Below are 12,315 nucleotides of genomic sequence, written 5' to 3' on the forward strand. Positions count from 1 at the left end.
GATGAAGCTTATAACAGGAATCATTCAGCCACATAAGCTTGATGACGTGAAAGAGGCATTGTCTGCTTCTGGGGTCCATGGTCTTACTGTTTCGGAGGCCAACGGATACGGCCGTCAGCGAGGACACACCGAGATCTATCGCGGTGCGGAATATACGGTCGATCTCATTCCAAAGGTGCGTATCGAGGTCATCGCGGACGACGCTGATGCGGAGACGCTTGTGGACGTCATCGTCAAGGCGGCGGCGACCGGCACCATCGGCGATGGCAAGGTCTGGGTTTCGGCTCTCGAATCGGTGACACGGGTTCGTACCGGCGAGACTGGCTCCGCAGCCATATGATAGCGACGCAATGAGCACATTTCAGCTCACAATCGAACGAATCCCCATACATGGTCTTGTGTGGGGATTCGTTTTTTTGAGATCGCGAGTTTTGCGGCAATCCGAAAGTATGCAAGCAAATTTTTGGCTTAATGGCATCGTCATTTCAACGATATATAGGTCTTGTACCTTGAAAAGGTCGCAAAACTCAAGATCTCGCGTTGTGATACCGAGATTTTTCGGGACAACTACATGGTGAGGGATGAATTTTCATGATTACCGCGGTTCAAGGTCTCCATGACAAGCTCGTTTCGATGAGCCAGCCTGACTCCGATGGCGTATATCGACAGGGCAGCAAAAAACGTGGCGAACGATCCGAATTTGTGCTCGGTGCTCTGCATTCCTTGTGGGAACAGGCCACAGAGGAAATGCCTTTCGAGATACCCGAGAGCGGTGTTGGACTTGCGGCGGTCGGATCACTTGCCAGGAAGCAGCTCGGACCATGCTCCGATCTCGATCTGGTCTTGATCGTTGACACCCATGCCTTAAACGATGGACAGATTTCACAGCTGGCCGACAAGCTGTGGTATCCGCTGTGGGACTCGGGTCTGGACCTCGATCATTCGGTAAGAACGCGGGCGCAGTGTGAATCAGTGACGGACCATGATCTTCCAGCGGCCATGGGATGGTTGAACGTGATTCCGGTTGCAGGCGATTCCGAACTCATCACCGACATAGCATCTTCGATTCTCGATCGTTGGAGAAAGGCTGCGAGAAAGCGTCTGCCAGAGCTCATCGAGTCGGCCGCCACCCGCCTTGACAGGTTCGGGCGCCTGGCATATATCAACCAGCCTGATATCAAGGAGACGCGCGGTGGATTGAGGGACACCATCCTGGTCTCCGCGCTCACCGCATCGTGGCTTGCCGATCGGCCGCATGGAAGATATGATGCCGCGGTCGAAAGGCTGCTTGACGTTCGAGACAGCATTCATCTGGTTGCCAGGCGGGATACCGACATGCTGCTCCATCAATATCAGCCGAAGGTGGCCCAGATGCTGGGCCTGACTGATCCGACGCTTCCGGAGGAGTCTCGGGACATCGTCGCCATCGATGACCTGCAGACGCTGCTTGCCGCACTTGGACGCCGCATTGCCTTCTCGCTTGACATGACCTCTTCGAACGCCCAGCACTCGATGATCCACGAAAAGCCGCGATTCACCTTCTTTCGGGGCAGGAGAGGCGCTCCACGATTCGATGTCGTCGCGCACGGAGTCGCCAGGCATGAACAGGAAATCGTTCTGGCAATCGGTGAGAACCCGGTTCGGGATCGTTCGGTCGCCCTGCGCGTCGCAGTCGCGGCTGCCGAGTTCGACCTTCCAATCGCCGTGGCGACGCTGCTGAATCTTCGCAGGTCTCCGATCCAGGATCACGCCTGGACCGACGAGGAGCGGGAGCTCTTCGTGCGGCTCCTTGCATCCGGCCCAACGCTTATGCGCATATGGGAAGAGATCGATTACGTTGACATTCCAGGTCGACTCGTCCCTGAGTGGCTAGGCGTTCGCAACCGTCCAAGCGCCTCTGACGCCCACCGATACACCATTGATCGTCATATGGTCGAGGTGGCTTCACGGCTTGGAAGGCAGACCCACAGCGGAGGGCGCTATGACGATGAGCATTATGCCGCCTTGCTGCTCGCCGGGATCTTCCACGATATCGGCAAGCGTCAGGGCATACTGGACCATTCCATCGAGGGTGCGCGGCATGTGCCCATCATCCTCAGCCGAATCGGCTATCCTCAGGGCATCGTCGACATGGCGACGCTGCTCGTTCGTGAACATCTGACGCTATCGCAGTATGCGACATCGAAGAGTCCCCACGATGCCGCCGTGGTCGAGGACCTTGCGAATCGAGTCCGCCGCGATCCGGTGCTTCTGGATATGCTCTACGACCTCACGAAGGCGGATGGGTCGTCGCTGGGCGCGACGGCAAGTGAGGCAATCACGAAGAGATACGGCTGGTCGGCGTGGCGCGCATCAATCGTCGAGAATATGTATCAGGCGGTGCGAGAGGCCATTGCCCATCCGCGGGTCTGATTCATGCCATGGATGGAAGGTGCCTCACGGCTCCGACGGCTGCCTGCCATTCCAATGCGTCAGCTGCATGCTGTGGCACTCTGGTGTGCAGGCCGATGGCAAGAGCACGGCGATAGGCACCGATGGTATCGCCGCGTTGCGGTCCTGAGACTATCTGGATGTCACTCCGACGAGCGCATGGTCTATCCATGCATCCCCGCGGGCCCGGATTCCATTGCTTATGGCTCGGATCCCGATGAAGAAGACATTGATTGCCGCCCATAGCATGGCGATTCGCCATACGTCGCTGCGCCATTCCAGCGATGTCAAGCCCCACAGGGCGAGGACGTAGATGACCGATGTGAGCGTGCAGGTCGCGGCCAGATATCGATAGTCCTCGGCGCCGATGAGAATGCCGTCGAGCGCCCACATCCATCCACACAGGGGTAGAAAGACGGCCTGCACGACCATGCCGACAGTGATCAGATGCTGAATGTGCGAATCCGGGCTGAACATGCCGGCTGCAGTGAAGCCGATGATCGCCATGACGCAGCCGGAAGCGACTCCCATCCACAGTCCGGCGGCACCGGAGGCGCGGACCATGCGACGGGTTTCCCGACGGTTCCCTGCTCCCAGTGCCGTGGCGACAAGGGATTGTCCAGAAATGCCGATTGCATCCAATACGTTCAGGGCGAAGTTCCATGTGGCACTGACGCCCTGATATGCGGCCAGCACCTGCTGGCCCATTCTTGCCGCGGCGACAACCGTCATGAACAGCGATGCGCGCAAGGCCAGTGTCCGTATGAACAGGGGCAGCCCATCGCTTGCACTCGATGCAATGCCGGATACGCGGGGCATCCAGCTGGCTCCCTCCTTGAAGACCCACACGGCCGCAGGTGCGATGAGCATGATGCACATGACCCATTGTGCGATCAGCGTTGCGATGCCCGATCCAAGGATGCCCCAATGCAGTACGATCACGAACAATATGTCGAGAATCGTATTGATGACTGCACCGGTAATCGCCGCGATCAGCGTGATGCGAACCTTCTGAAGACCACGGAAAATCCCATTGGCGGCGTAAACGAGCAGCATGCCGGGCAGCCCGAATACGATGGCATTCACATAGGTCTCAGCCTGATCCAGGACCTCGCCCTCTGCGCCCATGAAGGAACATATCTGGCGGCTGAACAGAAAGATCGCAATCGAGACGATCACACCGACGATGAGCGCAAGCCACATGCCGTCCACTCCCGCTTCGAGGCCTTCGCGCCTTCTGCCTGCTCCGATCAGCCTAGCCACCTGAGAGGTCGTTCCATATGCCAGGAACACGCATAGTCCGACCGTGGTGAGGATGATGGTGGAACCGATTGACAGACCAGCGAGAGCGGATTCGCCGACGTGGCCTATGACCGCCGTATCTATCAATATGAATGCCGGTTCGGCGATCAGCTGCCCAAAGGTCGGGATTGCAAGAGTCGCTATATGCAGCAGCGTCGAACGTCGCTGCATGGCAGACATGTCCTTGTTCTCTGGGCTTTCTCGCATCGCTTCCCCTTGTCAGCTCAGTCATCCACGTTCATGATCATTGTGCGCCTATGCAAGTATAAAATGCCGAAATCGTTGAAATGGCAAGGCGTCGAGGCAAAATCAGTCTGGGTTTCTCGAAGTGTCGAACAGGATCGGCTCCGTATGGATGGCAACGGTGATGCGCAGGCCTGCGCGCACCGCCACATGCTCGAATGAGATTGCATAGCATGGCGGGGAGAAAAAGAGAAGCAGGCAACGCCCAGAAGCGGTTTATCCCCCGTCTGTCCACAAAGTTGTCCCCATCATGTGGATAACTTTGTGAATTATCCCCTTAAACACGCCTAAATTGTGGATAACTTATTTTGTTATCCACATCGGGTTATTGGGTGGTGAACGTCAGTGATATTGTCGATGAATTCGTTCAGATAAGGCTTGAATTCAAACCGTCCGTTCATTCATGTAATTTATTAGGGAATCATCATGTTGCTCATCGAATGAGGCAACGGGTGAAAGGGGACATATGAACACTGACAAATTCTTCCACTACCTCAGCTGGGTGGCAACGATAACCGCAATACTGATGTATGTCTCGTATATTCCGCAGATTGCCAACAACCTCGCAGGAGACAAGGGAAGCCCCATTCAGCCGCTTGTCGCGGCTTTCAACTGCACTCTTTGGGTAACCTATGCCTTGCTCAAGAAGCCCAAGGATTTTCCGATCGCCATTGCGAACGCTCCTGGAATACTCTTTGGCCTGATCGCCTTCTTCACCGCGCTCTAGTCCACTCGCGCTCTGATCGTCTCATATTGTCAGCGTGCCATGTGGTGAGTGCTGACAAGGGGGAATCGTAGAATCATCGATATGAGTTCCTCTGATTTCTCTCCTTCATCACGTAAAAACGATTCAAGGACCACTGCCAGCCTGCCTTCGGGCGATGCACTCTTCGATCGCGTTCCACCTCACGACGACGAGGCGGAAATGGCAGTTCTGGGCGGCATGCTGATGAGCAAGGATGCCATTGGCGAAGTGAGTCAGCTGATCGACGTCTCTGATTTCTATCAGCCGAAGCACCAGACCATCTATGAGGCTGTCATATCCCTGTTCTCGACTTCCCAGCCTGTCGATGCCGTTCTTGTGGCGAATCAGCTGCTCAAGGATGGCAACCTCGACAAGGTTGGTGGCACTGACTACCTTCACTCGCTGGTCGCATCGGTTCCGACCGCTGCGAACGCGACATACTATGCCGAAATCGTGCATCAGAGGGCGATCCTGCGCAACGTGATCACTGCTGGGACGAAAATCGCCCAGCTTGGATATTCGGCCGAGGGCTCGCAGGCGGAGGACATCGTCAATCTCGCCCAGTCCGAAGTCTACGAGATGAGCGTCGGAAAGGTCCGTCAGGACTACTCTGCGATAGGCCCGGTGGTCCACGATGCCCTCGATCAGCTCGACAAGCTTCAGAACGGGGACCTGCAGCGCGGCGTGCCGACCGGTTTCCGCGACATGGACGATGTGACGCAAGGCCTGCAGCCAGGCCAGATGGTGGTCGTTGCCGGGCGACCTGCAATGGGAAAGTCGACCTTGGGCGTCGACTTTGCAAGGTCGGCCGCACTGCATCACGATATGGCGACCGTCATATTCTCTCTGGAAATGAGCAAGACCGAGCTGGCGCAGCGCATCATCTCGGCAGAGACGAACATTCCCCTGGTGGCTCTGCGACGTGCCGACGACATAACGCCCGAGCGTTGGAACACGTTGAATCGTTTCTGGAGCACGCTCGATCAGTCGCCTTTGTTCATCGACGATTCGCCGAACATGAGCCTGATGGAGATTCGTGCGAAATGCCGCAGGCTGAAGCAGACCAACGATCTGAAGCTTGTGGTCATCGATTACCTGCAGCTGATGAGCTCCGGCAAGCGAGTCGAATCACGTCAGCAGGAGGTTTCCGAGTTTTCCAGGGCGTTGAAGCTGCTTGCGAAGGAGCTCAATCTTCCCGTCGTCGCCTTGAGTCAGCTGAACCGTGGTCCGGAGATGAGGAACGACCGCAAGCCTATGCTGGCGGATCTGCGTGAATCCGGCTCGATCGAACAGGATGCGGATGTCGTGTTCCTTGTCCATCGTCCTGATTTCTACGATAAGGAGGATCGCCCGGGCGAGGCGGACATCATCATGGCAAAGCACCGAAATGGTCCCACCGACACCTTCCATCTCGCGTTCCTCGGTGCGACATCGAAGTTCAAGGACATGCCGCAGGACTATCAGCAGGACGGTGTGTGACAGCGTCAGGGCAGGAACCCACGTTTTGGTGCATTGGGTGTGTATCATGGCGTGGAAACGCAAAGCGGGCATCGCATGCCGCGGTGGACGGCGGCGAAGGACTTTGGCGATGCACCGCATGGCCGGGCGTGACGGCTGCGCGATCAGGCAGGTGTGAGCTTGTGGGGAAAACGAGATGCATTTGGTTTGCAACGATTCGAGCAATGTATGTGGTGGTGTTGAATGACCTCAGCAATCAGCAAGGATAGGCCTATGGAACCGTGGTACGCGTTCATGATCCCGGCACTGGGAAAGGGCATCCGCGCACTTTCGAGGCTGGCCCGTCATGGCGGCAGCGCGCTGCCAGGCAAGGTCATCGAGGCGTGTGATCCGGATTTTCTGGCTCGGACCCTGGCGCAGCTGCCTGGGGGCGTGGTTCTGGTTTCGGGGACGAACGGGAAGACCACGACGACGCGAATGGTCGCATCGATTCTCGAATCGCTGGGCATGAGGGTCTTCACCAATCCGACGGGCTCGAATTTCACCCGAGGAGTGGTCTCCGCGCTTCTGGACAAGGTGGACATGAAGGGTGCGATTGACGCCGACATCGCGGTCCTTGAGCTTGATGAGGCATACGCGGTGCATTTCGTCCATCAGGTCGAGCCGAAATATGCATTGCTGCTCAATGTCATGCGCGATCAGCTTGATAGGTTCGGTGAAATCGACAACACTGCCAAGCTGCTGGGCGAGGTTGCGAGACATACGACCGGCACTGTGGTCCTGAATCGTGAGGACCCGCGGATATCGGCGCTTTCGCGCGAGATTCCCATTGGCACTCAATGCGCATATTTCGGCCTCGCTCCGGCAATGCGCAAGTATTTCCCTGATGACGACAACATGCATTACGACAACATGCATGACGACAGTATGCATGATGATAAAACCGATGCCCATGGCTCCGAAGAGGCGGCAACTCTCGCTGAGCCGGACCAGATGACTCCCGAGCCTTCCGCGGACGTCACACTCGACGGTCTGGTCGACCACGGTGCGATCTTCAGGATGGACGGTGCGACCCTGCAGACCACGGTCAGGCTCGAGGGCGTCTATAACCTCTTCAATGCCGCCGCAGCGCTGACCGTCGTAGGCAGGGTGATCAGGAACGCACCCTCTGACAGCAAGGCCAGTGCGGCTGACGCGCATGCGATGCTCAAGGCACTGTCGCACGTCACCCCTGCCTTCGGTCGCGGAGAGGTGATCGATTTCCACGGCACTCCCGTCGAGCTCGTTCTGGTGAAGAACCCGATGGGCTTCCGCCTTGCGCTGGCATCGTTCGACCCAGCGGGCCATGACACGATGATCGTCATCAACGACGATTTTGCCGACGGCCGTGATATGAGCTGGCTTTGGGACGTGGAGTTCACGACTCTGCGTCAGACCGGGGTGGCGGTGGTGTCGGGCGTGCGTGCATGGGACATGGCATTGCGTCTGGATTACGACCAGGTTCATGTGGGAGCGACCGAGACGAACCCGGCCACAGCCCTCGAAGCTTTCCTGGCAGTGAATCCAAGCCAGCCGAAACGGATTTTCTGCACATATACGGCTATGCTGAAGGTCCGAACCTTGATCTCACATCTTACGAAGGTTGCCGATGCAGGTCTGTAAGACATGCATGAGGCGTCCAGAACTCACACCGCATGGCACTGACCATGGCAAGGGAGGCAGCAGACTGTGGCTGAGGTAATTGACATTGTGTCCCTGTATCCGAAGGACATGAACATCTACGGCGATTCGGGCAATCTTCTCACGATCGAGCGCCGCCTGAGGCTGTACGGGTACGAGCCGACGATTCACCATTACAATCAGGATGATTCCTGGCCGGACCATGTTGACATGGTTCTCGGCGGCGGCGGTCAGGACGAAGGCCAGCGCAAGATCATTCGCGATCTGTGCAAGCGCGGGGAATTGTTGCGCGGGCTGGCGCATCAGGGCGTGCCCATGCTCATGATCTGTGGCCTGTATCAACTGTTCGGCGAATATTTTCAACCCATCGAAGGTGACCGGCTTCCAGGCATCTGCGTTCTCGGCGCTCATACGATTGGCGAGAAGCTGCGGCTCATCGGCAACCTGGTCGAGCATTCGCAACGATTCGGTTCGGTCGTGGGCTACGAGAACCATTCCGGCCAGACTTTTCTGCATGAGGGCACCAAGCCTCTCGGAGAGGTCGACGCACCCAACACGGGCAACAATGGCTCCGACCATACCGAAGGGGCCATGAACGACAACGTCATAGGAACCTACATGCATGGCTCCCTGCTTCCCAAGAACCCTGACATAGCTGATTTTCTGATAGCGAAGGCGGTTGAGCTCAGATACGGCAGCTTCAATCCCCAGCCGACGCAGAAGGCGCTTTCGGAGCTCAAGCGTCTGGATACCCTTGCCCAGCATGCCAGGGCGGTCGCCATGCGCAGGCCTCGATAGAGGCAGCGCGCCCCTGGAGTCACTCTGAAGATATACGCACAGTTAAACCTCAGGATTAACCCGTGCGGCAGAGTAGAGTTGAATGAACGCAGACACGCAGGACCGGGGCATATGCCTTGTCCGTACCGCCCTGCCTGTCATGTCTGCTCGTGCGATACACGATTTCAACAGCTAAGGAGAGTGTCATGGCTACTCAGGATCTAGGTGACGGACTTCGCAAGGTCTTGCTCGCGGGCGTCGGGGCATTGGCCTCTGGAATTGAAAAGGGCCAGGCGATCGTCGATGACCTTGCCCGCAAGGGGGAAATAACGGTCGAGCAGGGTAAGCAGCTCAATACGGAACTCAAGCGCACCTTCAAGGAGAATACCGGTTCGGATGCCCGTTCGGCCGCGGCGGATCGCGTCGATGCCAAGAACGAGGCCGACAGTGCCCCATTCGAGACGGCCGACAATGACTCGGCTAGCGACTCGGCTGCCGACTCGGATGGTGACCTTGGCAATGGCGTCAATGCACTCTGAGTGCATGGAAAAGGCTCTGTGAGGGGCGGTAAAGATCAATGGTCTCAGGCGATGCAGACGCATCCGAATTCAACTCAGCCAATGATGGTGGGGGGAATCGGCAGCGGGTTCGGACGCAGAAAATCGGTCTGTTCGGCGGATTGTCTGACAGCGCGGAGGGGGAGACCCTTCGCGCAGGCAGGCATGGTCGGCTTCGCAGGCTGTTTCAGATTGCCAGAATCACGAGCAAGTTCGACATAGTTCACGGCGTGACCCCGATGAACATGCGCTTGATGCTTGAGGCACTTGGCCCCACATTCGTGAAGGTGGGGCAGATTCTTTCGATGCGTTCGGAGATACTCCCCGAGGCGTTTCGTAAGGAACTCTCGAAATTGCGGGCGGATGCCGATCCCATGCCGTACAAGACGGTCATCGACACCCTCACGAAAGAGTATGGAAGGCCGATCGATACGATCTTCTCCTCGATCGATTCGACGCCCCTTGGATCGGCTTCTCTTGCCCAGGTGCATCGCGCACGGCTGCTGACAGGAGAGGACGTCGCGATCAAGGTACAGCGGCCAGGCGTCAAGGAGACGATGGCACAGGACGTCGAAATCATGCGGACCTTTGCCAGCTACGCGACACGATTCACGCAAAGCGCTCAGATACTCGATCTGAGGGGTGTCGTCGAGGAACTGTGGGATACCTTCCAGGACGAGACCGACTTTCTGATGGAGGCACGCAATCTCAGCGACTTTCGTCGCTTTTGCGCACCGTATGCATACATGGACTGTCCGAGCCCATACATCAGGCTTTGCACCCAGCATGTGGTCGTGATGGACTACGTCGAGGGCATTTCCGTCTCACACCCGCAGGAGCTGATCGAGGCCGGCTACAGCCTCAGCGACATAGGCGAGAAGCTCGTCGACAACTATGCCACGCAGATTCTCGACGAAGGCTTCTTCCACGCAGATCCGCATCCAGGAAACATCATTATCAAGGGCGGACGCATCGTTCTCATTGACCTGGGGATGACAGGACGCATAGGCAAAAGTTCGCGCTCCGCGCTCAGGGAGATGATCTTTGCTGTGGCGAAGCGCGATTCGCCGGCACTTGCAAGGGGTCTGCTGCGATTCACGTCGAGCACCGACAAGGTCAAGGACGACTATCCGATTCTGCTCGCTGACCTGGATTCGGTCATCGACGAATATGGAACGGTCAACCTTGCAGATCTGAACATCGGCGAATTCTTCAATGCAATCATGCAGCTAGCCCGCAAGCATTCGATCGCCGTCCCGAGCTCCGTGACGACCGTGGCTCGCGGACTGGTCACGCTCGAGGGAACCGTTGACGAGTTTCTTCCCGACGTGAACATCATCGAAATCATCTCGCGCCACATCGCAGCCTCCCGCGGAGGCATCGAAAGCCTGAAGAACGAGACCGTTCAATTGGGCAGGGAGAGTGCCAACGCCATGCATGGCGTATTGGGGGCGCTCGCCGATGCAAAGACCGTCTCCACCATGCTCTCCCGTGGCCAGCTACGGATCAACATGGAGCTTGTCGGTTCGGAACAGCCGCTCCAACAGCTTTCTGACATGGTGAACCGCATCACCATGGCACTCATCGTGGTCGGGCTCTACGTTGGTTCGTCGATCGTGTACTTTGCCGGAATCAAGCCAGTCATTCTTGGAATTCCAGTGATCGGCCTCATGGGGTACGTTGTCGCCTTCGTGCTGTCCGTATGGATAGTCATTGACATCTTCCGCAAGAATCGTGCGGTCCGCAAGCATGCTTCGCGTGCGTGAGTTTCAAGGACATGCGTGTCGCCTTCCTGTTCGAGGCTGTTTCCGAGGAGCTTTGAAACCGGCAGAGGGGCGCCGCCAACCCTTATATGCCGCCATTCTCTAAGTGGCTACAAAAGATTGCTATAACGCTGGTCGAAAAAATAATCGACCAAGTAACACATTTTCGCTTTTCTTCGGTTACATTGAAGTCTGTGATTGAGCCGGAACGTGGGGCACGCACATCGCACTGGGCGATGCGCGCAGCCCTGCCGAACGGATCTAGAAGAAGGAGATCGATTATGTCACTTATGGGGAAGCGCGTGCGTTCCTATCGCAAGGCATACGTTGCTGGTGCCGCAGTTCTCGCGGCCGCCTCGATGTTGCTTGCCGGTTGCGGCGAGGCGCCAACTGCGTCAACGGCCAGTGGAAGCAGCTCAAGCTCTTCCGTGAATCCGGACATCGATGTCAGCGCCTATACGAAGATCATCGATTCCGGTGCGACTGCAGATTCCTCAACCGTGGAGGCCAATACCTGGGCGGCTGCCATCAAGAAGGCCGGTGTGCTGAAGGTCGGTGGCACGAAGACTTCGACGCTGTTCTCGCTGCAGTCCACAAGCGACAACAAGATTCGTGGATTCGATGCAGGTCTTTCCCAGCTGCTCGCCAAATACATCATTGGAAAGGCCGACACGCAGCTTACCGTGGTCGACTCGTCGACACGAGAGAGCGTTTTGCAGAACGGCACGGTCGACTCCGTGTTTGCAACCTATTCAATAACCAGTGAGCGCAAGGAAAAGGTTGACTTTGCCGGACCTTACTATGTCTCTCAGACTGGCATTCTGGTGAAGAAGAGCAATACCGACATCAGCAGCGTCAAGGATCTGAACGGCAAGAAGGTCGGCGTTCAGGAAGGATCGACCGGAGCTGACATCGTGGCGAAGAACGCTCCCAAGGCAACGGTCGAGCAGTTCCAGACCGATGCGGAAATCACCCAGGCCCTGCGTCAGGGGCGCATCGATGCATATGTCGTCGATGAAAGCCTCCTTTTGGGCGATGTGGTGAAGAATCCGAACGACTTCAAGATCGTCGGCAAGCCATTTGGCGATAAGGATCCTTATGGCATCGGATTGCCGAAGGGCTCTGACGCCACGAAGTTCGTGAACGCCTGGTTGAAGAAGATCGAAGCGGATGGAACGTGGGCAAAGCTCTGGAAGGTCACCATCGGTGACCGCACGGGTGTCACCGATGTTCCGACTGCGCCGACGATCGAATAGGGACTGCTGCGACGCAAGACCGCTGCACTGCATGGTTGACATTGCGGTGCAGCGTTTTGCGTTGTACGGATTGAGGGTTGCCCTGTCGGTCCAGACTGCGAGCG

The 12,315-nt window shown here is 57.1% G+C and carries 10 protein-coding genes; 9 read left to right on the forward strand and 1 reads right to left on the reverse strand.

The genetic code is table 11. The features are described from left to right. The first annotated feature begins 1 nt into the window (after position 1). Positions 2-340 carry a P-II family nitrogen regulator gene (locus QN062_RS07550; RefSeq protein WP_369341212.1) on the forward strand — a complete coding sequence of 113 codons (339 nt, stop codon included), beginning with the start codon at positions 2-4 and terminating at the stop codon, positions 338-340. Between the two features lie 251 nt (positions 341-591). Beyond that, entirely contained in the window at positions 592-2,412 is a 1,821-nt protein-coding gene (locus tag QN062_RS07555; protein ID WP_369341213.1) for a protein-PII uridylyltransferase, read from the forward strand. A gap of 150 nt (positions 2,413-2,562) precedes the next feature. Here QN062_RS07555 and QN062_RS07560 read toward each other — a convergent pair whose 3' ends face one another. Next, entirely contained in the window at positions 2,563-3,939 is a 1,377-nt protein-coding gene (locus QN062_RS07560; protein WP_394854701.1) for an MATE family efflux transporter, read from the reverse strand. 502 nt (positions 3,940-4,441) lie between these two features. On the opposite strand from QN062_RS07560, the gene QN062_RS07565 reads away from it, so the two are divergent. The 7 genes from QN062_RS07565 (at position 4,442) to QN062_RS07595 (ending at position 12,211) form a co-directional block, all read left to right on the forward strand. Beyond that, positions 4,442-4,702, forward strand: coding sequence for a SemiSWEET family transporter (locus QN062_RS07565; RefSeq protein ID WP_369341214.1), 261 nt, complete (start codon positions 4,442-4,444; stop codon positions 4,700-4,702). 81 nt (positions 4,703-4,783) lie between these two features. Beyond that, complete coding sequence (gene dnaB / locus QN062_RS07570) at positions 4,784-6,199, forward strand: replicative DNA helicase (RefSeq protein ID WP_369341215.1); 1,416 nt, start codon at positions 4,784-4,786, stop codon at positions 6,197-6,199. 252 nt (positions 6,200-6,451) lie between these two features. Next, positions 6,452-7,840 (forward strand): MurT ligase domain-containing protein, encoded by a 1,389-nt coding sequence (locus tag QN062_RS07575; protein ID WP_369341216.1) that lies wholly within the window; start codon positions 6,452-6,454, stop codon positions 7,838-7,840. Between the two features lie 66 nt (positions 7,841-7,906). Further along, positions 7,907-8,656, forward strand: coding sequence for a type 1 glutamine amidotransferase (locus QN062_RS07580; RefSeq protein WP_369341217.1), 750 nt, complete (start codon positions 7,907-7,909; stop codon positions 8,654-8,656). A 185-nt stretch (positions 8,657-8,841) separates the two neighbouring features. Beyond that, positions 8,842-9,174 (forward strand): phasin family protein, encoded by a 333-nt coding sequence (locus QN062_RS07585; RefSeq protein ID WP_369341218.1) that lies wholly within the window; start codon positions 8,842-8,844, stop codon positions 9,172-9,174. Positions 9,175-9,212: 38 nt separating this feature from the next. Beyond that, positions 9,213-10,958: an ABC1 kinase family protein gene (locus QN062_RS07590; protein WP_369341219.1), complete on the forward strand. Its 1,746-nt coding sequence runs from the start codon at positions 9,213-9,215 to the stop codon at positions 10,956-10,958. Positions 10,959-11,236: 278 nt separating this feature from the next. Then, complete coding sequence (locus tag QN062_RS07595; RefSeq protein WP_369341220.1) at positions 11,237-12,211, forward strand: glutamate ABC transporter substrate-binding protein; 975 nt, start codon at positions 11,237-11,239, stop codon at positions 12,209-12,211. Positions 12,212-12,315 lie beyond the last annotated feature (104 nt).

The sequence above is a fragment of the Bifidobacterium sp. WK012_4_13 genome, assembly GCF_041080835.1.
GTDB classification, from domain to species: Bacteria; Actinomycetota; Actinomycetes; order Actinomycetales; family Bifidobacteriaceae; genus Bombiscardovia; species Bombiscardovia fermentum.

Excerpts from the sequence above, each read along its gene's own strand:
- QN062_RS07550 (WP_369341212.1), top strand. The coding sequence starts at position 2 with ATGAAGCTTATAACAGGAATCATTCAGCCACATAAGCTTGATGACGTG.
- QN062_RS07555 (WP_369341213.1), top strand. The coding sequence starts at position 592 with ATGATTACCGCGGTTCAAGGTCTCCATGACAAGCTCGTTTCGATGAGC.
- QN062_RS07560 (WP_394854701.1), bottom strand. The coding sequence starts at position 3,939 with ATGCGAGAAAGCCCAGAGAACAAGGACATGTCTGCCATGCAGCGACGT.
- QN062_RS07565 (WP_369341214.1), top strand. The coding sequence starts at position 4,442 with ATGAACACTGACAAATTCTTCCACTACCTCAGCTGGGTGGCAACGATA.
- dnaB (WP_369341215.1), top strand. The coding sequence starts at position 4,784 with ATGAGTTCCTCTGATTTCTCTCCTTCATCACGTAAAAACGATTCAAGG.
- QN062_RS07575 (WP_369341216.1), top strand. The coding sequence starts at position 6,452 with ATGGAACCGTGGTACGCGTTCATGATCCCGGCACTGGGAAAGGGCATC.
- QN062_RS07585 (WP_369341218.1), top strand. The coding sequence starts at position 8,842 with ATGGCTACTCAGGATCTAGGTGACGGACTTCGCAAGGTCTTGCTCGCG.
- QN062_RS07590 (WP_369341219.1), top strand. The coding sequence starts at position 9,213 with ATGGTCTCAGGCGATGCAGACGCATCCGAATTCAACTCAGCCAATGAT.
- QN062_RS07595 (WP_369341220.1), top strand. The coding sequence starts at position 11,237 with ATGTCACTTATGGGGAAGCGCGTGCGTTCCTATCGCAAGGCATACGTT.